Here is a 22,472-nt window from a genome sequence, read left to right as displayed (position 1 = left end):
GCGGTGATGTCGTGGCCTTGCAGCATCAGCGTGCCGCTGTCGCAGTCCAGAAGCCCGGCGATGATACGCAGAAGGGTGGATTTGCCGCAGCCAGACGGGCCGAGCAGCACGGTGAATTCGCCGGGCGCGACATCGAGGCTGACGTCCTGAAGCACCCGGGTGGTTCCGTAGGATTTCCCGATGCGGTCGATCTTGAGATAGCTGGTCATATGCGGCGGGACCATTTGAAGCGCGCCTCGCCGAGGGCGACGATGACGAGGGTCAGGGCCACGATCATCGCACCGATGGCCAGCGTGATCGGGTCCACGCCCTGGCCGCGCAATTGGGAGTACATGCGCACCGGGAAGGTCATCCACGAGGCGCCGGCGATGAAGGTGGTCACGACCACGTCGTTGAAGGAAATCAGGAAACCGAAGGCCGCCGAGGTCAGCACCCCGGGCATGGCCAGCGGCAGCGTGGTACGCGCAAAGGCCCGCATCGGGCGGGCGCCCAGGCTGCGGGCGGCGTCTTCGAGGTTGGGGTCGATATTGGATAAGGTGGCCATGAGGATCCGGACGGACAGGGGCAGGATGATGATCGTATGGGCCAGCAGGAGGCCCCAGAACGACCCGCTGAGCCCGAGCCGCGCGTAGATCTGGATGAGCGCGATGGCCCAGACCACAAGCGGCAGGGTCAGGGGCGCGAGCAGCAGGATCTCGATCGCCGGACGGGACCGCAGGCCGCCCCGGGTCAGGCCGAGCGCGGCCATCATGCCGAAGGTGACCGACAGAACGGAGGCGAGGCAGGCGATGATCGTCGAATTGACCAGCGCGCTGCGGTATTCCGAGCTGTCCAGCGCGGCGCGGAACCAGCGTAGCGACAATTCGCGGGGCGGAAAGCGGAAGAACTTGCCGTCGTCGAAGGCCGAAAAGATCAGCACGGCGATCGGCGCAATGAGATAGAGCAGCACGGCGAAGGTCAACGCGGCCCAGAGGATCGTCTTCAGTTTCATGGGGTGTCAGCGGCCCAGCGTTGGGCGCCCCAGGCTCCGGCTCCGATCAGGGCGAGGATGACCAGCATGACCACGGCCAGCGCCGAGGCGAAAGGCCAGTCGAGCACCAGCGAGGCCTGTTGATAGGCCATGGTGGCGAAGGTGGCGACCTTGCCCTGGCCCAGGATCAGCGGCGTGACGAACGAGGTCAGTGCGGCGCAGAACACGAGGGCTGATCCAGCGATCAGGCCGGGGGCGGCCAGCGGCAGGATCACGCGGCGCCAGACCTTGCGGCGGTTCGCGCCCAGCGACATGGCGGCGCTTTCGACATCCGCCGGCAGGCGGTCGAGCGCAGAAACCAGCGGCAGCACCATCAGCGGCAGGAAGGCGTGAACCAGCCCGATCAGGATGCCGGTCTGGTTGCCGAGCATCTTCCACGACCGGTCGATCAGGCCCAGCGATTTCAGCGTTCCGTTGATTACGCCCAGCGGGCCCAGCAGGTTCATCAACCCCAGTGTCGGCAGCAGCGCGCCACAGACCATCGGGATCAGCACCAGCGTCAGCATCAGCCCGCGAAACCGGCCGGCCCGCAGCACGATCCACCATGACAGCGGCAGGGCGAGCAGGGCGGCGATGGCAGTGGTGGACAGGCTCAGCCAGAGCGTGCGCAGAAGGCCACGGATGTAATAGCCGTCACCGGCGATGCGGACGTAGTTTTCCATCGTCGGCGTGGGATCGAGGATCAGCGACCCGGGCGGCTGGGACCAGATGCTCATGGCCAGAAGCAGAAGGAAGGGCGCAACGAAAACTCCGACCGTCAGGATGACGGCCGGAGCAACGAGTAGTCCTGCGCTGCGTCGTGTCAGCAAGGTTACTGGCCCATGATGTCCTTGTTCCAGCGCTCGGTCCAGTCGGCGCGCTGTTCGATCAGCCAGGGCCAGTCGAGCGCCAGCAGGCTTTCGACCTCTTCGGGCGAGTTGATCGTGTCGGCGGCGGCGCTTTCGGACAGCTTCACGGTCGAATTGGTCGGGCCGAAATAGATCTCTTCGGCATAGGCCTTCTGGGTTTCGGCCGACAGCGCGTATTCGATGAACATCTGCGCAAGTTCCGGGTTCGGGCTGTTCTTGACCTGGCAGACCATGTCGCGGATCAGAACCGGGCCGGGGTCGGTGGGGAAGGAGAACCCGATGCCGGGGAATTCCTTGAGCCCGGCCAGCACGTAGCCCGAGATCATCGGCGCCATGGCGACTTCGCCGGCTTCCATCAGGGCAAAGACCTCGTCCAGCGAGGTATAGGTGAGCGCGGGTTCGCCAAGCTCGGCAACCTTGGCAAAGGCAACGTCGGCGTCATGTTCGTCTGCCCCTTCGAGGCGAGCCGCGACACCCAGCAGACCGTCGCCTTCGGAGGACGGATAGGGCGCCATGGCGATCATGCCGTTGTATTCGGGCTTCCACATGTCGGCCCATTCGGGCGGCTCGGGCACCAGGTCCTTGGAATAGGCGATGCCCAGGCCCACAAGAGACATGGCATAGCAGCCGTCGTTCATGCCGTCCCAGACGGTCTCGTATATGTCCAGTTCGGGGTCGGGCGCGACTACCAGGTCGTCGGCCAGCAGCTGGGGCGCTTCGTAGATGTTCTGGAAGGTCACATCCATCGTCGGGTTCTGGCGCTCGGCATAGATCTTGGCCATGCGGTCTCCGGATCCTCCCAGCAGGAATTCGACCTTGGCGCCGGTCTTTTCCTCGAGAGGCGCGGCCGCGTGTTCCTTGAGCAGCCGTTCGATATCGCCGCCCCATGTGCCGACGATGAGGGTCTGGCCGGAGAAGTCCTGCGCGGTCGCGATGCTGGCGGTCAGTCCCACGGCCGTCAGGGCCGATGTGAGGGTAAGTTTGGGTTTTACGTGCACGTTAACGCTTCCTGCAGTGGATGTTCTGGTCTGGCCCGGTTGCATGCGCGGGACGTTTCATCGAGCGGATGACTTCGAAGCCGATGCGACGCTAGGAAATCGGCGCGGGGACACTCAATCCGCCAGATTGTGTCACTGGGTACTATTTGGCGGGAGCGCTTTGTTTTTGAGCAGACATTCCCGGATGTGCCTGAAACGGTTGCGCGCCCGGATAGCGGATGTTGGAGGAGCCGGGCCGTCGGCCGGGCGATTAAGGCGTTGATTTGGTGACGATGTTCCGGAATGCGGCCGGGCGCAGGGCCCGGCCGTAGCTGGTCACTTTGTATCTGGCGTCCAGGTGCTGGTGCCGGGGACGTCCGGGAACCCGTCGTCCAGCACGCAGAAATGCGCGTCGCGCGGGATGTTGTCCTCCATGCCCTGGATCGGCACGATGTCCTGCGGGCAGGCGGAGAATGCGACGATGCAATCCATCTCGGCCCGGAAGGTGATGTAATCGCCCGGTTTCGTGACGGTCGGCCGGGTATCGAGGCTGCGCAGGTCGGGCATCACGGCGATGTTCATGAAGACGTTGAGCGAGGCCAGCGTCGGATGAGGGATCTCGTAGCCCAGCTCGCGCACAGCTTCGATCATGTTGTCGAAGCAGTTGCGGTGATACTCGGTCACGCCCAGTCGTTCATAGCGGCGGCGGTCGCAGGCAGCCATGAAGCTGTCGTGGACCCCGGGCGAGGTGTCCTCGACGATGGTCAGGATCGGGTTGCGGTGGTTGGTCACGAAGGTGTCGCCGAAGTCCGGGTTCAGCCGCTGGTTCCAGACCCGCGTGGCCTCCATCGACATGAATTCGGACAGGTCGTCCTGCCGCCAGGCCCAGCAATCGACAACCTGCGTGCCGTGGGTGTTGATCAGCCGCAGGGATTGCCCTGCTTTCAGCGTCGCGGCCTTGCCGTGGCGAGCGGGAATGGTGATCAGGTCGTCTTGGGTCATCTTGGTCTTCCGTGTTGTCATAGGGCGTTCGACGCACCGATGCGCGGGATGAAGGCCGCCTGTCCCGGCTCGGCCACGGGCCGGCCGTCGCGTGCGGCGATGCGGCCCCGGATGATCGTTGCCGCGACCCGGCCGGTCACCGTCTCGTCCTCGTAGGGGGTCCATCCGGCGCGGCCGACAAGTTCGGCTCCCCGGATCGTCCAGGTGGCGTTCAGGTCGACAAGGGTGAAATCTCCATCCGATCCGCCCCGGATCGCGCCCTTGCGCGGGTAGAGCCCGTAAAGCCGAGCGGGCGCTTCGGACATGACCTCGGCCAGCCGGCCAAGGGTCAGCTCGCCGCGCGCCACGAGGTCCAGCATCAGCGGCGCCATCGTCTCGTTCGCCGGCATCCCGGGCTGGCCGGCGAAGACGTTGTTGCCGCCTCGCCGTTTCAGCTCCGGATCGACCGGCCCGTGATCGGAGCCGACGGTCATGATCGTGCCATCGGCCACCAGCCGGCGCATCGCGTCCCGGGCATCCGGGCCGCGCATCGGCGGCGAGCAGGTGACCCAGGCGCCGCGCGTCTCGATGTCCTGATCGGTCAGGTAGAGGTAGTGCGGGCAGGTCTCGGCGGTGGCGTCGATCCCCTCGGACCGGGCACGCTGCACCAGCGCAACCCCGGCCGGGGAGGTGACATGAACGATATTGACCCGCGCGCCGGTGCGGCCGGCGTAGAACAGGATGCGGTTGATCGCCTCCAGTTCGACCGTTTCATCGCGCCATTCGTTGAAGGCGGCATTGTCGGTGCGGCCGACGGCGTCCAGTCGCTTGCGGTTGGCGATCAGTAGCTCGTCGTTCTCGGCGTGAAAGGTCGCGATCCCGCCAAATCCCGCGATGGTCGCCAGCGCATCGCGCAGGTCGGCATCGTCGATGACCCCGTGCATCGCGCAGCCGGTGTCGCAGGTGAAGATCTTGAAGGCGGTCGCACCGGCGTCCCACATCGCCTCGAGATCGCCGAGGTTCGAGGGGCGCACCCCGCCGTGCAGCGCGAAATCGGTATGCGAGGTACGGCGGCCGAGTTCGGCTTTCTGTCTGAAGATCTCGAGATCCAGCACCTCGGGCGTGGTCAGCGGCATCTCGATGATCGTGGTCACGCCGCCGGCGACGGCCGAGGCCGTGCTGTCGCGAAAATCGTCGTCGGAGATGAAGCCCGGTTCCCACAGGTGGGAATGCGGGTCGATCATGCCGGGCAGGATGTGCAGGCCGGTGGCATCAAACACCGCGCTGTCCGGGTCGGCGGGCAGGTCACGGCCGATGGCCGCAATGACCCCGTCGCGCACGGTGATATCGGCCTCGTAAACAGCCTCCGGCGTGACGATCGTGCCGCCCCTGATCAGAATTCCGTCGGTCAATGGTGCAGTACCTTTCTGAGAAACTGGCGTGTCCGGTCGTGTTGGGGGGCAACGAAGATATCCTGCGGAGCCGCCTGTTCGACGATCACGCCCTGGTCCATGAACACGACGCTGCGGGCCACGTCGCGGGCAAAGCCCATCTCGTGGGTGACGACGATCATCGTCAGCCCCTCGGCGGCCAGCTCCCGCATCACGGTCAGAACCTCGTCTACCAGTTCGGGATCCAGCGCCGAGGTCGCCTCGTCGAAGAGCATGACCTTGGGCTCCATCACCAGCGACCGGGCAATGGCGACGCGCTGTTGCTGCCCGCCCGAAAGCTGCGCGGGATAGGCGTCCATCTTGGCGGCCAGCCCGACACGATCCAGCATGGCGGCGGCGATGCGGCGGGCCTCGGGTTCGGCCATGCGGCGTACCACCAGAAGGCCTTCCATCACGTTGCCGATGGCGCTGCGATGCGGGAACAGGTTGAAGCGCTGGAATACCATGCCGACCTGCGAACGCATCCGGTTCAGCTGCGCCTCTTGCCGGCGGTACGGGGCATCCGGTCTCAGGGACATCGGTTCGCCGTCGATCTCGATGCTGCCGGCTGTGGGGGGATCCAGGTGGTTGACGCAGCGCAGCAGGGTGGATTTGCCCGATCCGCTGGGCCCGATCACGGCGATCGTCGTGCCCTTTTCCACCGAAAGGTCGATGCCACGCAAAACCTCGTTGGATCCGAAGGACTTGCGCAGGCCGGTTATCCGCACCATCGGCTCAGACATGGATCAGCCCCTGCGCGCGCATCAGCCTGCGCTCCAGCCAAACCGCGCCCTGCGCGATGAAGGCGTTGAGGATGAAATAGATCACCGCGATAGCGAGATAGGCCTCGATGGGCCGGAAGGTCGTGCCGACGATCACCTGTGCCACGCGGGTCAGCTCGGTGACCGAGATCGTGGAGAGCAGCGATGTGCCCTTCACCAGGTTGGTGAATTCGCCGGCTGCGGCCGGGACGACCCGCAGAACGGCCTGCGGCAGGATGATCCGCCGCATCGACTCGGCGCCTGACATGCCAAGTGACCGCGCGGCCTCGGCCTGGCCACGGTCCACGCTGGCGATACCGCCGCGGAAGATTTCGGCAAGGTAGCCGCCGCTGTTGATCGACAGGGCCACCACCGCCGCCGTCGGCGCCGACAGGTTGATGCCGATGGCGGGCAGGCCGAAATAGACGAAGAAGATCTGAACCAGCGCCGGCGTGCCGCGCACGAAGTCGATGTAGCCGCGCGCGAACCAGCGCAGCGGCGTCACGCGCGACATGCGGGCCAGCGCCACGGCAAGGCCGATGGCGCTGGCGAAGAACAGCGATATTCCGGAGTAGATGATCGTGGCCCGCGCGCCGACCAGGAATTCCGGCCAGCGTTGGAGGATCACGTCAAAGTCGAGACCGGGCATGTGACGTGCTTATTCCCCGGGAAGGTCCATCGCGTAGCCGAACCACTTTTCCTGCAGCGCGGCCAGCTCTCCCGAGGCGATCTTGGCGTCGAGAAAGGTGTTCACGGCTTCGAGCAGGTCACTGTCCTGCTTGCGGATCGCCACGCCGACGAAGTTGTAGATCGGCAGACCGATCGCCACCTCGTAGACGCCGGGGTTGGCTTCGAACAGCACGCGGTTGTTCAGCTGCGTGCTGGTCACCGCATCGACATTGCCGTTCCTGAGGTCGAGATAGGCACCCTGGAAGCTGTCGAAGGATTTCAGCTCGATATCAAGGTCGTGTTCCTCGATCAGCTGCTGGGCCTGGAATTCGGCGGCCGAATTCAGCTGCGTGCCCAGAACCTTGCCGTTCAGATCCTCGAGCGACGTGATCTCGGTGTTGCCGGCCTGAACGATGAATTCCACCTTGTCCGAGGCATAGGGCTTGGAAAAGCTCACCGCTTCCTTCCGGGGCTCGGTGATCGTCATGGCCGACCAGATCATGTCGAATTTGTCGGTATAAAGAGAGGGGATCACGCCCGACCACGCGGTGTCGATGAACTCGGCCTCGACGCCCAGGGATTCGGCGAACAGGTTTGTGACCTCGATGTCGAAGCCCACGATCTCGCCGTTGTCGACATATTCGAACGGCGGGTTCTGTGCCTCGATCCCGTTCACGATCTTGCCGCGCGACTGGATCTCGGCAACCAGGCCGCCTTCGGGGGCCGCATACTGGGGCAGGGTGGTGCCGTTGAGCGACGGCGCGTCCTGCGCGGTGGACATCACCGGCGCTGCCATCAGTGTCAAGAACGATAGTCCGAGGGCCTTCAGTGCAGGGGTCATGCCGTTCTCCATTGTCAGGCGGTTGATAGCGTGAGGCTTTCCGATCCTGCGCCGCAGGGCAATGAAGAATCTTACTTGTGCGTCAAAATAAAAGATTAGGACCTCGAAAAAGAAAGCTTCCTGCCGCATTTTTGCGCGCCATGTCGCCAGTGGGGTCAGCGCGTCAAGGCTCTATATGATTGAAGAAATGGAAAGTGAAGCGGAGTTTGGCTGCGATTCCCGGGCCGTAGTGGCGGCTTTCACTTCAAATGGATGTGAATTTCCAAGTTGCGCTTTCGTAAAAGTTTGTAAATGATTGTTGGCGCGGTCCGCTGGCGGTGCCCGGGCGACGCCTCCGCGCGGATCCGCGACGCGGTCCGGTCTGCGCATGGAGGCAACGTTTCAGGTTCAAGGCACATGAAACGGGGCGGATATCGTGGAATTCGGATCAGATTGATGACACGCTGGGGCCGACCCGCAGCACCGAAGTATGAGCAGTTACAGATGCCTTCACTGAAAGCCAGCGAACGACAGCAGAAGATCGTCGACCAGCTGAACATCCACGGTCGTGTCGACGTGCTGGAACTGGCCGAAGAACTCGACGTTTCCGGCGTCACCATCCGCGCCGATCTTGCCTATCTGGAACGCTCGCAGATCCTGCGCCGCATTAGGGGCGGGGCGATCTCGGCCCGGCCAAGCCGGTACGAACGCCCGCCCGAGATGAACGCGGTGATGCACAGCGCCGAGAAGGAGGCAATTGCCGGGCTCGCCGCCTCGATGATCCGGGATGGCGAGACGATCATCATGGATACGGGTTCGACGGTCACGGCGCTGGCAAGCCAGATTCCCCATACCCTGACCGATATCGCCGTGGTGACCAATTCGCTGTCGGTCGCGGCGATCCTGAGCGAACATCCGGGTGCCACGGTCATCGTGACCGGAGGGACATTGCGGCCGAAGCTGAATTCGCTCGTCTCGCCATTCGGGGAGCTGCTTCTGCGCGAGATTAATGCCGATGTCGCCTTCATGAGCTGCGCGGGGGTCCATGCGCAGAAGGGTTTCACCAACAGCAACTGGCAGGAGGCCGAGATCAAGAAGTCGATGATCCAGGCCGCCGGCAAGGTGGTGTTCCTGGCGGACCACTCCAAGCTCAAGCACGTCGCCACCGCCAAAATCGCCGCCCTGACCGAGGCCGACATGCTGATCACCGACAACAACGCGTCGGTCGAAGTGGTCAAGGAAATGCGCGGGCTCGGGCTTGAGCTGATCATCGCCTGAGCGCCGCGGCAAACCTCGCACACCCATGCAGGCGGCTGGTCCGCCCCTTTCCACGGACCACGGTCCGACCCAGGAGCTTTCCCGATGCTGCCGTCACAACCGCGCTACGCATTCCACCCGATCACCGAGCGTCCCGATTATCGCTGGCCCGGTGACAAGACGTTGGCCGTCTACTTCGTCCTGGGGGTCGAGGAATACGTGTTCGGCGAGGGCATGACCGAGGACCTGTTCCCCGGTGCGTCCAAGCCCGATTACGCGAACACCTCCTGGCGCGATTACGGCAACAGAGTCGGCGCCTTCCGCATCATCGAACGGTTCGGCAAGGAGAACCTCCCGCTTTCGCTTTTGCTGAACACCGAGGTCTATGATCACGCGCCGCAGCTGACCGAATTCGCGCGTGCGAACGGATGCGAGGTCATTGCGCACGGACTGACCAATTCCGATACGCTGACCGGGCGGGATGAAACGTCGGAGGCCGCCTATCTGAAGCAGGTGGCCGAAGCGGTCACGGCGCATGAAGGATCGGCTCCGATGGGCTGGTCCAGCCCCTGGCTTGCCCATACCGACGCCACGGCCGATCTGCTGAAGGAAGCCGGCTACAGCTATGTCCTCGATCTGGGGATGGATGATCAGCCGGTCTGGCTGGCCACCCGGGCGGGACCGCTGCTGTGCGTTCCCTACGGGCTGGAGCTGAACGATAGCACCACGATCATCGGTCGGCAGGCCAGTGCGACGGACTTCTCGGGGATGATCATCGATCAGTTCGACGAGATGCTGGAAGCCTCGGAGGCGCAGCCGCTGGTGATGCCGGTGGTGATCCATTCCTTCATCTCGGGCCAGCCGTTCCGCCTGCGGGCGCTGCGGCGCGCGATTGATCACATGACCCGAAACAGCGATCGGGTGTGGTTCACGACGCCAGACCGGATCGCGCGGATGATGCTGGATCGGCCCGAACTGGCAGTCTAGGCGGCCTTACCGACCGACCCAGCGCGAAAAGCCCACGTCGCGGGCATGGGCGCGTTCCAGCATCTCGCGGTAATACGGCTCCAGCCGCGACGCCGTTTCCTGCACGGCGCGGGCTCCGGCCTGCAGCTCGGGCTCGATCGCGCGGAGGTCGGCCAGCAGGGCCGTTTCGTCGATCATGGTCAGGCGTCCGTCGCGGACCATGATTTCACCGCCGACGATGGTGTGGCGCACCGATGCACCGGTTTCGCAAAGCACCAGCGCCCTGCGAATGTCGTGCAGCGGCTGGAAGGTCGGGGCGTCGCCGTCCAGCACGGCGATATCCGCCGCGGCGCCGACTTCGATCCGACCCAGCCGCTGATCCCGGCGCATCGCGCGATTGCCGCCGTCCCAGACAGCCGCGAGGATCTCGTCCGCCCTTGGCCAACTTCGGTAATCGCGGCCGGACAGGGCGTGAACGACGCCCGCTGTCTTGATCGCGCCCCAGAGGTTGTGGCTGTCGTCGCTGACCGCCTCGTCGGTGCCAAGGCAGATCGGCACCCCGGCGTCGGACAGGCCGCGAAACGGCATGACGCCGCTGCCGAGGCGCATGTTGCACACGGGGTTGTGCGCAACGCAGGCGCCCGAGCGGCCCAGCGTCACCATGTCGTGCTCGTCGATCCAGATGGCGTGGATGACCAGCATCCGTTCATCGAGGATCCCCAGCCGGTCGGCATATTGGACCAGCGAGCAGCCGTATTTCTCCTCGCCCAGCACGCGCTGCAGCTTGCTTTCCAGCATGTGGCAGAAATAGGGAAGGTCGTGTTCGCGGGCGAGGGCGCTCAGCGCCTGCAAGTAATCCGGTGTGGCGCGCTGCGGCGCGGAGCAGGAGACCGCTGCCCCGATCCGATCGTCGGCCGCACCGTGCCAGTGCCCGATCAGGTGGGCATAATGTTCCAGCATCGCCTCGGGTGTTTCGCGCGGGGTGGTGTCCATGTCGTGCCGCACGCTGTCGGGGATGATCTCCTTCAGGAACGGGTACTTGTCGTATTCCGGCACGATCGGCTGATCCAGCGCCAGTGTCGCCCGCATCCCGATCTCGGCATAGGCGCCCGCGATGGCGTCGATGGATTGCGTCGTGGTCAGCGGCACGAAAAAGGCGTCGTCCATGACCGAGGTGACGCCCAGCTTCAGCATCTCGGCCGCGCCGATCAGTGTGCGCAGCCGGTCGCGCTCCGGGTCCGGCCCGACGCCGTCCGCCAGCGGCGGCACCTCGTAGAGCATGAACACCTCGAGCGGCAGTCCCTCGAGCGTCCCGCGCATGAAATTGCCGGGCGAATGGAGATGTGCGTTGATCAGCCCGGGGATCAGGATCTGGCCGGTCACGTCCAGTTCGGGCACGTCGGCAGAGAAATCCTCGCCGATGCCGGCGACGATCCCGTCGCGGATCAGGACATCAGCCCGGATCAGGTGTTCGGAGGAGGCCGACGCCAGGATCCGGCCGCCGCGAAGAAGAAGGTCACGCGCCATGTTAGGTCATTCCCGTGATTGTCGGGCCGGCGCGGCCGGATCGGAAGGATCCGCCGCGCCGACGGCCCTAGTCGTTCACATTGTCCAGCCCGATCGTCAGCGAAACTGCGATCAGGGCCACGATGGCCAGGACGATCTGCACGCCGGACACCGCGGCCACCAGCGGCGTGCTGGTGTACTGGACAAGTGCCAGCAGCTCGACCGGAAGCGGCCGGTCGCGGAAGCCGTGGGTGAAGATCGCGACCGAGAGGTTGTCGATCCCCTCCACGAAGGTGAACACCGAACCGGCCAGGATCGCGGGCATCAGTAGCGGAAAGGTCACCGTGCGCAGGCTCTGGAACGGGGTCGCCCTCAGGTTGGCCGCCGCCTCCTCCAGCGCAGGATCCAGCCGCATCAGCCGGCTTTGCACGGTCCGGACCATAACGGCGAGGATGAACACGGTGATCGCGACCGATTGCAGCCAGATCGACGGCGACACGCCCACAAGCGCCCCGGCGAACAGAACCGCGACGCCCAGCACGATGCCGGGCACCATGTGCGGAACCAGCACGAAGACCGACAGCGCCGTTGTTCCACGGAACCGGCCACGCACGCAGGCCAGCGCCGTGGGCACACCCAGGAGAATGCACAGCACCGTGACGGTCAGGCCGACCTGCAGGCTGTTGAGCATCGATTCGACCAGCTCGCTCTTCTGGAACACCTCGCCATACCAGCGCAGCGTGAAGCCTTCGGGCGGAAAGCTCACATAGGCGCGGGTGTCGAAAGAGATGATCAGGACGATGATCGAGGGAGCGACCAGCAGGATCAGCGAAAAGATCGCCACCCCAAAGATCAGTCCGAGCCCGATGATGTCGGTCAGTGAGCTGCGTTTCAGCGCCTTCATGCGTCACGCCCCTTTGTCCAGCCGGTGAAGTAGTTGGTGGCGAGCGAGATCATCACCAGCACTGCCAGACAGGTGACCATCAGCAGCAACGAGGTGACCGAGCCCTTGCTCCATTCCAGCGAGAACACGACCTGTTCATAGATCATCGTCGCCGCGTTCAGGTAATTGCCCCCGCCCAGCAGCTGCGGCACCACGAAGGTGGTGTAGCTGAGCGTGAAGACCAGTGCCGCCCCGGTGCCGATGCCCGGCGCGCTCATCGGGAAGATGATCGTCCGCAGGGTGCCCAGCCGCGACGCGCCCAGGTTTTCCGACGCTTCGATCAGGCGGTTGTCGTGGCGGCTCATCACCGCGACCAGTGGCAGGATCATCACCGGCAGGTGGATCTGCACCATGCCGATCAGAACCGCCCAGTGGGTGTTCATGATCCGCAGCGGTGAATCGACGATCCCCAGCTTGAGGAAGGCCCAGTTCACCACGCCGCGCCCGCCGAGGATGACAAGCCAGGCATAGGTCCGCACGATGCCGCTGGTCAGAAGCGGCGCGATGGTCAGGATCAGGATCACCCGGCGGGTCCAGCGCCCGCCGACGGCGAAGAGATAGGCGACCGGATAGCCGAACAGCAGGCACAGCGCCGTGGTGGACAGCGCAAGGCTCAGCGAGCGTTTGAACGTCGTCCAGTAGAGCGAATCCGACAGCGCGTTTGTCAGGTGGTTCAGCGAAAACGTCTGCGAGACGATCTCGCCCCGGGCGACCTCGATGTCCGAGAATCCAAGCGACAGCAGCAGGATGAAGGGGATGACGGCGACGACGACCAGCACGATGATCGACGGGACCGCCGGCCAGATGCCGCGGCCAGACAACAAGAGGTCCAGCGTCTTTTCACCAAGCCCGGGGCCGGAGATGGCAGGGGAGGAAGTCACGTCGGCCATCAGTCAGCGAACACCGAGACCTGCGCGGAGTCGATGATGCCGATGCTCACCGCCGCCCGGTCACGGACCGGCCGAACCCGGTCCTGCCGGATGGCGGCGACCTTGATCGTGGCGCCGTCCGGCATCTCCACATGGTACTCGATCAGCGGTCCGATATGGCGCTGGAACAACACCACACCGCGCCACGGCCCCTGTTCTTCGGGCGCGAGCCGCAGGTTGTGCGGGCGTGACATCACGCGCACCTTGCCCGACAGCCCGGTTTCGACGCTTTGACCGTCCGGCAGCGTGACCTGTCCGGCCTCCGCCTGCGCATCCCAGAAATTGGAGGTTCCGACGAAATCGGCGACATAGGAGGACACCGGCCTGTCGAATATCTCGTCCGGCGTGGCGGCCTGTTCGATCCGTCCGCCCCGCATCACGGCGATGCGGTCGCTCATGGTCAGGGCTTCTTCCTGATCGTGGGTCACGAAGATCGAGGTGATGCCGAGCTGCTTGATCAGCTGCCGCAGTTCCACCTGCATTGTGCTGCGCAGCTTGGCGTCCAGGGCGTTGAACGGCTCGTCCAGCAACAGGACCCGGGGCTGCATCACCAGTACGCGCGCGATGGCCACGCGCTGCTGCTGGCCGCCCGACAGCTGTGCCGGATAGCGGCTTTCGAACCCTTCCAGCGACACCGTGCGGAGCGCCTCGGTGACGCGGGCTTCGATCTCGCTGGCCGGCGTGCCGCGCATGCGCAGGGCATAGCCGACGTTCCGCGCGACCGTCAGGTGCGGGAACAGCGCATAACTCTGGAACACCACGCCGACGGGCCGGCGGTTCACGGGAACCGGCGTCATGTCCTGACCGTCGATCTCGATCCGGCCGGCGTCGGCGTCCCAGAAACCGGCAATGCAGCGCAGCAATGTTGTCTTGCCGCAGCCCGAGGGGCCCAGCAGGGTGACGATTTCGCCATCGCCGACGTCAAGCGTGCAATTCTGGAGAACCTGCGTCGCCCCGAAGTACTTGTCGACCGCCCCGATACGCAATACCGGGGCGGCTTGGCTCAACGTCGCCGCGTTATCAGCAGCGTTCTGCATCATGCGCCGAACATTCTGTCGAAGGTCTCGACGGTTTCGCCGCGCAGCGGAGCCGCGGTCTTCCAGTCGAGCGAAGTCATGGTGTCAAGCTCGGCCTCGGTCGACGGCACATAGGGTGCGGCGGCCTCGGGGACGGCGATTCCTTCCACGACGGTGCCGAAATAGGTCGGCGCGCCGCCGGCCATTTCCTGGATCTGCTGGGTCAGGATGATATCGGCGAATTCATGGACCAGATCGCCGGTGCCGTCGGCGGTGTTGACGAACTGCACGATATTGGTCGGCAGCATCAGCGGCCCGGGCCCGGCGATCTTGGTGTAACCGATGGGCAGGCCGGACGATGCGGCCAAAGCCGCGTTGACGTGCCACAACGGCGCGAGATCGACTTCGCCGCGCTCGATCATCTGTTGCAGCAACGAGGGGCTGCGGCCGACAAGGGGATCCAGTTCCTTCCATTTCTCCAGCGCAAAGGTCATGTCGCTCTGCGGCTGGCCGAAAGCCTCGCATGTTGCCGCCAGGACGCCAAGGCCCAGGTTCGATTGCGGACGGCACATGCCGACGCGGCCGTTGAAATCGCCGCTCCACAGCTCTTCCCAGGTGGTCGGGGGCGTTTCGACGCGGGTCTTGTCGTATGCGATGCCGATACCTTCGAACCAGATCGGCTGGCCGACATCATAGCCATAGGGCGTAAAGCGCGGATCGACATTGGCCGAATTCGGGATCTTCGAGAAGTCGAGCGGGACGATCACGTCCTCGGCCAGCGCGTTGACGATCGCGGGCGAACCCATCACCGCCAGGTCGTAGGGCGAGTTGCCGCGCGCGGCCTTGATCTGGGCCAGCGCCTCGGACGACAGGCCGCCGATGACCTTGAGCGATACGCCGGCATGGCGCTTCGCCAGTTCCTCGCCGGCGGCGATCAGCGGCGCGTCGGCCGCGTCACCGTATCCGACCATGACCAGTTCGCGCGTCTGTGCGCGCAGGATGCCGGGCGCGGACAATGCGCTGGCTGCGGCAAGGCCGCCAAGGACTGTACGTCGATTGAATTGCATATGATGAACTCCCCATCTGTGTGTTCTTGGGTGCCGAGCGCCGAAGCGGTTCCACGATTTACCTTTCGACACTTTCACGAGTAGGTAGAAAGAAGAAATTCATAAACACGCGCCCAATGCGATAGGTGCTCGGTTGTGTTGCATGTTTTTTGCGCAGATCCGCTGGGTTTTGGGCGCTGACGGGGCGATCCCGGGATGCGATTCGGCCCTTCACGCGGCCCGGTGCGCGCCGAAACGCAGGATGCCGCCCTGCGAAAGCGCCATGAGAATCATCGTGGAAGCCTTGTATGGGCGCCTGTATTTCCTGGTTTGTGCGCGGCCTCCCGCGTGAAGTGACTGTATATAGCGTTGGTCACCCGGTGTAGACCGGCCCGACGGCGGGCCTGCCTTCCAATCGTTCACTTTCCGCTCGTGCCCGCGCGATCCATTTTTGCCGCGCTTCCGTTTTCGTAAATAAAACTTGCGTTAGGCATCACTTTGACAGATATCGAAAGAAATCGCCGCTTGCCTCGCGCGGGCGGTTCACTGCATCGACCACGAGGAGACAGGCGTGAGCATTGATCAGCGCATTATTGAGATACGGCGGGAATCTTCGACCGACGAGCCGGGCGACCCGGAGCGTTTCCGGCGCGTGGCGCTGACGGAAAAGGAGATGATGTCGCAAGGGACGGCGATCCGCTCGACCCTTGAATCGAATGTCGAGCCACTGGCGAAGATCGGCGCGGACCTTGCGGGCCGTACCGTCCGGCGTGTGGTGATGGTCGGCTGCGGCGACAGCTGGATTGCCGGCTTCGGCGTGCGCCGCGCGATGGAGCGTGTGCTGGGCGCCGTCTGCGAACCCTACGAGGCGTTCGATTTCGCCAATTACGGGCTGGACGTGATCGACGAGGAGACAGTCGTTATCGGTCTCAGTTCCAGCGGCAAGACCGAGCCGGTGATCGACGGGCTCAAGGATGCGGCGGAGCGTGGCGCCTATACGGTCGGGCTGTCCAACACTCTGGGCTCGCCCCTCATGGTCACCTTCCCCGGCGCTCTGCATATCCAGGCGACCCGTGGCGGCTGGCCGACCCAGTCCAGCACCGCGGCCATGGCGCTGCTGCTGGCCTTCGCCGAAGCCGTGGCCAAGGCGAAGGGCCGCGACGTGTCGTCCCTGACGGCCGCGCTGGCGGCGATCCCGGACCAGGTCGATGCGGTGGCCAACGCCTATTACGAACCGGCGAAGGAGCTGGCCAAGCGGCTGGCCCGGGCCGAGCTGGTGATGCTGGCGGGGGCCGGCGCCTTCTTTGCACCCGCCGCCTTCGGATCGGCGAAGCTCAAGGAACTGGCCCCGATCCATTCCTATGCCTTTCCCCTTGAAGAATATCACCATTACCGGACCCAGAAGGCCGGCGACCCGATCTTCCTTGTCGCCGGGGACAGCGAAAGCCATCATCGTGCGCTGGAAACGGCGATCATGAGCCAGGCTTGCGAAGGTCTTTGCGTGGCGCTGGTCCCCGAGGGCGAAACCGAGATCACCGAGGTTGCGGACGTGACATGGCACCTGCCCGAAGTGGCGGCCGAAACGGCGCCGATGCTCTACAGCGTTCCGATCCACCTGTTCGGCTACCACGCCGCAGTGGAGCGCGATGCGCTCGGCCTGGGCGCACCGCGGCTGGGGGGCTGACTTGACGCCCGATCTGGTTACGGTCGGAGGTCTGACCGTCGACAATGTCGTTGCCGCAGACGGAACCGTGGCCCTGGGCCAGGCCGGCGGCAACGGCGCCTATTCGGCGGTCGGCGCATTGCACTGGGTCGGCCATGTCGGCCTGGTCAGCTGCGCCGTCGCCTCCTATCCGCGAGATACGCTGGAACGGTTCGGGGCAGGGGGCGTCGACCTGGGCGGTGTCGCCTGGTCGGACGAACGCCTGACCTCGTGCCACTGGTTCATCTACGAAGAAGACGGCCGCCGCGACGAAGAGCTCAGCAGCCCGCCCGACGCCCTGGGCGAGGCCGGGTTCCCGACCGACCGGCTGGAGCCGGAGCAACTGGACGCCTGGCGCGCCTGGCTTGCCCGGCGGGATGCACCGGACGAGATCAGCTATTCCGAGTTCCGCAACCGCCATCCGCTGATGCCCTCGCAGATCCCGGCCTCCTGGGCGGGCGTGAAGGGGGTCCATCTGGCGCCCAGCCAGCCCGACGTCATGCTGGCGATGATCGACCATTTCGCCCCCGGCGGCGCAATCTTCACCGCCGATCCGGGTGGCCATCTGTCCAGCCGTCCACTGGACGAGATCGCCCCGGTCCTGTCACGGCTCGACGCCTTCCTGCCCAGCGAGGTGGAGCTCGAGGCGATGGTGCCCGGCGCGGCCCCGGGCGATGCGCTCAGGGTGCTGGCCGGCCGCTGCCCAGGTGCGATTGCGGTCAAGCTCGGACCCAAGGGCGCTCTGGTCTGGGACCGCACGACCGATGCGCCGGTGATGGTGCCGGCCATGCGCGTTGCCACGCTCGACCCGACCGGCGCGGGTGACAGTTTTAGCGGCGGGTTCCTGGCGGGCCTTGTCGAAACCGGCGATCCCGTTGCCGCCGCCCGCTTCGGCGCGATCTCGGCGGCCCGGATCGTAACGCGCTTCGGCGCCGACGCCCCGCTGCCCGTCGACCGGGCCGCGGTGCGCGACACATTGAATAAGGAGTTCCAGCCGTGAGCCGGAAGATGTTCGAAACCACCCCCGAGATCATTGCCGCGCTGCACCTTCCCGAGTTCGCCCTGAACCGGCATCGCTCGGTGGCGTGGTACGAGGATTACGCGCTGGCCAATGCAGGTGTCTTTGCCGAAGCCGGCGTGCCCTGGATCAAACTGCAGGACCAGACCCGCACATCCGGCCCGGCGTCGACGGAAACGCTCGCGCTGATGGCGTCGCTGGGGCGGCTGATCCGGGCCGAATACCCGGACCTGGGGCTTGGCATCATCATCGAGGCGCATGATCCCGAGGCGGCCCTCTCGGTGGCCCATGCGACCGGCGCGTCCTTCGTGCGGCTCAAGGTCTTCGTCGGCGGCGCAATGACGGCGGATGGGCCGCGCCACGGCCTTGGCTCGGCCGCAGTGGCGCATCGTCAGGCCATCGGCGGTACCGATGTCACCATCCTGGCGGATGTGCATGACCGCACCGCGCGGCCGCTTTCCGACGAAAGCCAGCCGTTCGCGGCCGACTGGGCTGTGCGCACCGGGGCCGACGGGCTGATCATCACCGGATCCAGCTTCCCGGACACGCTCGACCGGATCGCGGCGGTCCGCAAGACGGTCGGCGCGGCGCCGATCCTGATCGGCGGCGGCGTGACCGAATCCAATCTGGGCGAGGCGCTGGCCGCCAGTGACGGTGTCGTGGTCTCCAGCGCGCTGATGCGGAAGGATGCCGGAGAGGACGACATCCTGCGCTGGGACCCCGACCTTTGCCGGCGCTTCATGGACAAGGCGCGAGCCCGGTGACCGAGCGCGACTTCGCCGGATACCGCGACTGCGCTCCGATCGCCGCCTGGCCCGGTGGGGCCGGGCTGGCGATTTCGGTGGTCGTCAATGTCGAGGAGGGCGCAGAGCTGTCGCTGGGCGCGGGCGACGAGCGCAACGAACATATCTACGAAGCGGTCGAGCGGGTTGATGGCCTGCCCGACCTCTGCATGGAAAGCCATTTCGAATACGGGCCACGCGCCGGCTGGCCGCGCATCCGGGCGGCGCTGGCCGCACGCGGGGTTTGCGCCACACTGAATGTCTGCGGCCGCGCTGCCGACGCGACCCCGTGGCTTCTGGCCGAAGCGGTGGCTGACGGGCACGAGGTCTCCGCCCATGGCTGGCGCTGGGAACGTCACGCCGGAATGGCCGAGCCGGTGGAACGCCGCGCCATCGCCCGGACCGTCGAGGCGATCACCTGCGCCGCCGGCAGCCTGCCGGTCGGCTGGCACACCCGGTCGGCCACCTCTCTGGCGACGCGGGACCTGCTCGTCGAGCACGGCGGATTTCTTTACGACAGCAACGCCTACAACGACGATCTCCCCTACATGGTGCAGGTCGGCGACCACGCTCATGTCGTGCTGCCCTATGCCTTCGACACCAACGACATGCGGTTCAACAACAACGGCGGTTTCGTCTTCGGTGACGATTTCGCGCGCTATTGTATCGCCGCCTTCGACCGCCTGCTGGCTGAAAGCCGCGAGGCGCCGCGCATGCTATCCATCGGCCTTCACACGCGCATCATTGGCCGCCCGGCCCGGATCGGCGGGCTGGAGGCGTTTCTCGATCACGCCCTCGCCGCCGATGGTGTCTGGTTCGCCACGCGCGCCGGGATCGCTTCGGCCTGGCGGTCCGGGCTCGGACTGCCGGACTGGGAGCCTCGGGCGACCCCCGCCGGGTTCGCCGACCTGCAAGACGTCTCATGACGCGCGACCTCGTCGGATACGGGGGCACATGGCCCGATTTCACCTGGCCCAACGGGGCACGGCTTGCCGTGTCGGTGGTGGTGAATTTCGAGGAAGGCGCCGAGCAGCAGGTGCTGGACGGCGATCCTGCCAGCGAACGGATCGGCGAGGTCATCTCGGTCGTGCCGGAGGGCAAGCCCGATCAGGGGCAGGCGCAGATCTTCGGCTATGGCACCCGGGCTGGCGTCTGGCGCATGGCCCGGGCGCTGGATCGTCACGAGGTCCCGGCGACCATCTTCGCCTGCGGCCGCGCGGCCGAACGCGCCGCACCGGCTCTGTCGGCGCTGGCCCGCGCGGGGCACGAAGTCGCTTGCCACGGCTGGCTGTGGCGGCCGCACGCCGATTACGACAGCGCCGAGGAAGAGGCCGCCGATCTCGACCGCGCCATCGCCGCCATCGCCAAGGCTTCGGGTGAGCCGCCTCGGGGGTTCTTCTGCCGCGGCGCCGAAAGCCCCTGGACCCGGGCGCTTCTGCGCGACCGTGGCTTTGTCTATACGTCCAACGGGTTCGACGACGATCTGCCCTACCGCGATTCCGACGGTTTGCTTGTCGTGCCCTATGCGCTCGACAGCAACGACATGAAGTTCTTCCATCCCAACGGCTTCGTGCGGGCCCGGGAAATGGTCGACTACGTTTCCGATGCGCTCGACGTGCTGCAGGCCGAGGCGGACGAAGGCCTGCCCCGGCTTCTCAACATCGGTTTTCACCTCAGGATCGTCGGCCGCCCGGGCCGGTTCAAGGCGTTCCAGGGCGTGCTGGCTGAACTTGCCCGCCGGCGTGACGATCTGTGGATTGCCCGCCGGATCGACATCGCCCGCGCATTCTCTCGCGCCGTTCCATGAGCTGCGCGGACGATGCGCCAATACTGGTTGCGTCGACACCTGTGAGCAACGGAGGCTTCTCATGACCCAAACCCTCGTGATCGCCGACAGGATCGTCACCGGCATAGGTCCGGATGGCGAACCGGAGGTGCTCGATACCGCCGCGATCCTGGTCGAAGGCGACACCATATGCGCCATTGGCCCGGCCGCCGAGCTTCGGCGTGACCATCCCGACGCGCGGCAGATCGGCGGCAGCGGCTTCGTGGCCATTCCCGGGCTCGTCAACGCACATCACCATGTCGGGCTCACCCCGTTCCAGATGGGCGCCCGCGACCAGCCGCTCGAATTGTGGTTCCCCGAACGCCTTGGCATGCGCGATATCGACGCGCGGCTCGATACGCTGTTCTCGGCCTTCGAGATGATCGCCTCGGGCGTGACGACAGTTCAGCACCTGCACAGCCGCGCACCCGGGGATACAGACGCGGTACTGGCCCGCGCCGACACGATCATCGGGGCCTACAAGGAACTGGGGATGCGCGCCTCGTATTCCTTTGCGCTGCGCGACCAGAACCGGATGATCTATGCCGACGATCAGGACTTCGTCGCCTCCCTGCCGGAGCCATTGCGCAAACCCGCCGCTGAATACCTGTCCGGTTTCGGCCTTCCCCTGTCAGAACAGGTCGCCGTGTTTCACGCGCTCAGGGAACGCTGGTCGGACGACGCACATGTCGCGATCCAGATCGCGCCGTCGAACTTGCACTGGCTGTCGGATGCCGCCATCGAAAGCGCGGCGCGGATGGCCGAGGACACCGGCGCACCGATGCACATGCATCTGCTCGAGACCCCGTACCAGAAGGAATACGCCCGCCGCCGCACCGGTGGCTCGGCCCTGTCCTTCATGGACAGATTCGGTCTTGTGGGGCCGGGCCTGACCATCGGCCATGGTGTCTGGATGGACGAGGACGACATCAACCTGCTGGCCGAACGCGGCGCGTGCCTGTGTCACAATTGTTCGTCCAACCTGCGGCTGAAAAGCGGAACCCTTGACCTCAACCGCTTGATCGCACGCGGCATTCCGGTGGCGCTCGGCATGGACGAGGCGGGGATCAACGACGACCGCGACATGCTGCAGGAAATGCGGCTGGCGCTCACGCTCCACCGCCCGTCCGGTCATGACGCGCCCTGTCCTACGGCGGCCGAGATCTTTCGCATGGCAACCGAGACTGGTGCCCGGACGACCCCGCACGGCGCCCGCATCGGCCGCCTGAGCCCGGGTGGGCTGGCGGATATCGTGCTGGTCGACTGGAAGACGGTCACCTATCCATACCAGGATTCCGCCCTGCCGATCGTCGACGTGCTCCTGCGGCGCGCGAAGCCGGATGCGGTGCATAAGGTGATCATCGGCGGAGAGGTGGTTTACGAGGGCGGTCGCTTCACCCGGATCGTCTGCGACGCCGTCCTGGAGGAGATCGCCGAGAGCCTCGCCGGGCCTCTCTCGCCTCAGGACACCGCGATGCGCCAGCTGGCCGGGGAACTGTTGGAGCCGGTCCGAGGGTTCTACAAAGGCTGGGTTTGATGCGGCGGCGTGATCTTTGGGTTGGGAAGGCCGACTGTTTCGAACGGAATGACGGTCTGCGGGGCTGTTAGTGAAGATTAACCCAAAACGATCCTGCACATGCGATTGGGCAAAACCGTTCGGACAGCGACAACGAACATCGCGCACGACAGCAATGCCACCAGAACAGCAACACCGATATACGCTGGCTGTGCTTCGAATAGCGGGCCAGACCTCCCGACCCATGCGCGAAACAGGGACATCGGGAGAAGGTGGATCAGATAGATCGCGTAGGAGTTTCGGCCGAGGAATGTCAGCCAGTATTTTCCGTCGAGCCGGCTTCGCCTTCCCGAATAGGATACGGCTATCAGGAACAGCACCGACGCCGCCGCGAAACTGCTGAGCTTGATCTGTTCGACGCCGATCTCGTAGACAGACAGGAGTCAACAT

Annotated in this window: 23 protein-coding genes; 8 read left to right on the top strand and 15 right to left on the bottom strand. The window is 65.3% G+C overall.

The annotated features are described in order from the left end of the window. From ATO3_RS24735 to ATO3_RS24695, 9 genes are all read right to left on the bottom strand, one after another. The coding region (locus ATO3_RS24735; protein ID WP_143747377.1) for an ATP-binding cassette domain-containing protein at positions 1 to 209 on the bottom strand (209 nt) is incomplete at its 3' end. Beyond that, the gene (locus tag ATO3_RS24730; protein WP_088652545.1) at positions 206 to 991 is read right to left on the bottom strand and encodes an ABC transporter permease; all 786 of its coding nucleotides are present in this window, start codon (positions 989 to 991) and stop codon (positions 206 to 208) included. The genes ATO3_RS24730 and ATO3_RS24735, both read right to left, overlap by 4 nt. Continuing rightward, positions 988 to 1,746 (bottom strand): ABC transporter permease, encoded by a 759-nt coding sequence (locus ATO3_RS24725; protein WP_143747376.1) that lies wholly within the window; start codon positions 1,744 to 1,746, stop codon positions 988 to 990. The genes ATO3_RS24730 and ATO3_RS24725 overlap by 4 nt, the downstream gene beginning before the upstream one ends. A 95-nt stretch (positions 1,747 to 1,841) precedes the next feature. Then, on the bottom strand, positions 1,842 to 2,876 hold the full coding sequence (locus ATO3_RS24720; protein WP_158218061.1) for an extracellular solute-binding protein: 1,035 nt from the start codon (positions 2,874 to 2,876) through the stop codon (positions 1,842 to 1,844). A gap of 315 nt (positions 2,877 to 3,191) precedes the next feature. Next, complete coding sequence (locus tag ATO3_RS24715; RefSeq protein WP_088652542.1) at positions 3,192 to 3,857, bottom strand: DUF1989 domain-containing protein; 666 nt, start codon at positions 3,855 to 3,857, stop codon at positions 3,192 to 3,194. Positions 3,858 to 3,874: 17 nt separating this feature from the next. Next, positions 3,875 to 5,248, bottom strand: a complete 1,374-nt coding sequence (allB, locus tag ATO3_RS24710) for an allantoinase AllB (protein WP_088652541.1) — start codon at positions 5,246 to 5,248, stop codon at positions 3,875 to 3,877. Next, on the bottom strand, positions 5,245 to 6,009 hold the full coding sequence (locus ATO3_RS24705) for an amino acid ABC transporter ATP-binding protein (RefSeq protein ID WP_088652540.1): 765 nt from the start codon (positions 6,007 to 6,009) through the stop codon (positions 5,245 to 5,247). Before ATO3_RS24705 ends, allB begins: the two co-directional genes overlap by 4 nt. After that, positions 6,002 to 6,676: an amino acid ABC transporter permease gene (locus ATO3_RS24700; protein ID WP_088652539.1), complete on the bottom strand. Its 675-nt coding sequence runs from the start codon at positions 6,674 to 6,676 to the stop codon at positions 6,002 to 6,004. Before ATO3_RS24700 ends, ATO3_RS24705 begins: the two co-directional genes overlap by 8 nt. Before the next feature lie 9 nt (positions 6,677 to 6,685). Further along, a complete protein-coding gene (locus ATO3_RS24695; protein WP_158218060.1) occupies positions 6,686 to 7,537 on the bottom strand; it encodes a transporter substrate-binding domain-containing protein in 852 nt (283 codons plus the stop codon). 483 nt (positions 7,538 to 8,020) lie between these two features. Between ATO3_RS24695 and ATO3_RS24690 the strand changes: the two genes are divergently transcribed. Next, positions 8,021 to 8,794 carry a DeoR/GlpR family DNA-binding transcription regulator gene (locus ATO3_RS24690; protein ID WP_088652537.1) on the top strand — a complete coding sequence of 258 codons (774 nt, stop codon included), beginning with the start codon at positions 8,021 to 8,023 and terminating at the stop codon, positions 8,792 to 8,794. A gap of 84 nt (positions 8,795 to 8,878) precedes the next feature. Then, a complete protein-coding gene (locus ATO3_RS24685) occupies positions 8,879 to 9,760 on the top strand; it encodes a polysaccharide deacetylase family protein (RefSeq protein ID WP_088652536.1) in 882 nt (293 codons plus the stop codon). A gap of 6 nt (positions 9,761 to 9,766) precedes the next feature. Here the strand turns inward: ATO3_RS24685 and ATO3_RS24680 are convergent, their stop codons facing one another. From ATO3_RS24680 to ATO3_RS24660, 5 genes are all read right to left on the bottom strand, one after another. Next, positions 9,767 to 11,266 carry an amidohydrolase family protein gene (locus ATO3_RS24680; RefSeq protein ID WP_088652535.1) on the bottom strand — a complete coding sequence of 500 codons (1,500 nt, stop codon included), beginning with the start codon at positions 11,264 to 11,266 and terminating at the stop codon, positions 9,767 to 9,769. Between the two features lie 67 nt (positions 11,267 to 11,333). Beyond that, positions 11,334 to 12,149, bottom strand: a complete 816-nt coding sequence (locus ATO3_RS24675) for an ABC transporter permease (RefSeq protein ID WP_088652534.1) — start codon at positions 12,147 to 12,149, stop codon at positions 11,334 to 11,336. After that, the gene (locus ATO3_RS24670) at positions 12,146 to 13,078 is read right to left on the bottom strand and encodes an ABC transporter permease (RefSeq protein ID WP_088652533.1); all 933 of its coding nucleotides are present in this window, start codon (positions 13,076 to 13,078) and stop codon (positions 12,146 to 12,148) included. Before ATO3_RS24670 ends, ATO3_RS24675 begins: the two co-directional genes overlap by 4 nt. Further along, positions 13,078 to 14,157 carry an ABC transporter ATP-binding protein gene (locus ATO3_RS24665; protein ID WP_233152307.1) on the bottom strand — a complete coding sequence of 360 codons (1,080 nt, stop codon included), beginning with the start codon at positions 14,155 to 14,157 and terminating at the stop codon, positions 13,078 to 13,080. The genes ATO3_RS24670 and ATO3_RS24665 overlap by 1 nt, the downstream gene beginning before the upstream one ends. Continuing rightward, on the bottom strand, positions 14,154 to 15,200 hold the full coding sequence (locus ATO3_RS24660) for an ABC transporter substrate-binding protein (RefSeq protein WP_088652532.1): 1,047 nt from the start codon (positions 15,198 to 15,200) through the stop codon (positions 14,154 to 14,156). Before ATO3_RS24660 ends, ATO3_RS24665 begins: the two co-directional genes overlap by 4 nt. Positions 15,201 to 15,750: 550 nt before the next feature. Here ATO3_RS24660 and ATO3_RS29500 point away from each other — a divergent pair. The 6 genes from ATO3_RS29500 (at position 15,751) to ATO3_RS24630 (ending at position 22,043) form a co-directional block, all read left to right on the top strand. Further along, complete coding sequence (locus ATO3_RS29500) at positions 15,751 to 16,863, top strand: SIS domain-containing protein (RefSeq protein ID WP_088652531.1); 1,113 nt, start codon at positions 15,751 to 15,753, stop codon at positions 16,861 to 16,863. Between the two features lies 1 nt (position 16,864). Next, positions 16,865 to 17,881, top strand: a complete 1,017-nt coding sequence (locus ATO3_RS24650; protein WP_088652550.1) for a carbohydrate kinase family protein — start codon at positions 16,865 to 16,867, stop codon at positions 17,879 to 17,881. Beyond that, positions 17,878 to 18,663, top strand: coding sequence for a BtpA/SgcQ family protein (locus ATO3_RS24645; RefSeq protein ID WP_233152306.1), 786 nt, complete (start codon positions 17,878 to 17,880; stop codon positions 18,661 to 18,663). Before ATO3_RS24650 ends, ATO3_RS24645 begins: the two co-directional genes overlap by 4 nt. After that, positions 18,660 to 19,607, top strand: a complete 948-nt coding sequence (locus tag ATO3_RS24640) for a polysaccharide deacetylase family protein (RefSeq protein WP_088652530.1) — start codon at positions 18,660 to 18,662, stop codon at positions 19,605 to 19,607. The genes ATO3_RS24645 and ATO3_RS24640 overlap by 4 nt, the downstream gene beginning before the upstream one ends. Further along, on the top strand, positions 19,604 to 20,488 hold the full coding sequence (locus ATO3_RS24635; RefSeq protein WP_088652529.1) for a polysaccharide deacetylase family protein: 885 nt from the start codon (positions 19,604 to 19,606) through the stop codon (positions 20,486 to 20,488). Before ATO3_RS24640 ends, ATO3_RS24635 begins: the two co-directional genes overlap by 4 nt. Before the next feature lie 61 nt (positions 20,489 to 20,549). Continuing rightward, positions 20,550 to 22,043, top strand: a complete 1,494-nt coding sequence (locus ATO3_RS24630) for an amidohydrolase family protein (RefSeq protein WP_088652528.1) — start codon at positions 20,550 to 20,552, stop codon at positions 22,041 to 22,043. Positions 22,044 to 22,120: 77 nt separating this feature from the next. Here ATO3_RS24630 and ATO3_RS29600 read toward each other — a convergent pair whose 3' ends face one another. Beyond that, a complete protein-coding gene (locus ATO3_RS29600) occupies positions 22,121 to 22,432 on the bottom strand; it encodes an acyltransferase family protein (protein ID WP_408630830.1) in 312 nt (103 codons plus the stop codon). Between the last annotated feature and the right edge of the window lie 40 nt (positions 22,433 to 22,472).

This window comes from Marinibacterium profundimaris, assembly GCF_002210095.1.
GTDB lineage: Bacteria > Pseudomonadota > Alphaproteobacteria > Rhodobacterales > Rhodobacteraceae > Marinibacterium > Marinibacterium profundimaris.
Note: the sequence above shows the minus strand (reverse complement) of the source record. Positions and strands in the feature narration are given on the sequence as shown.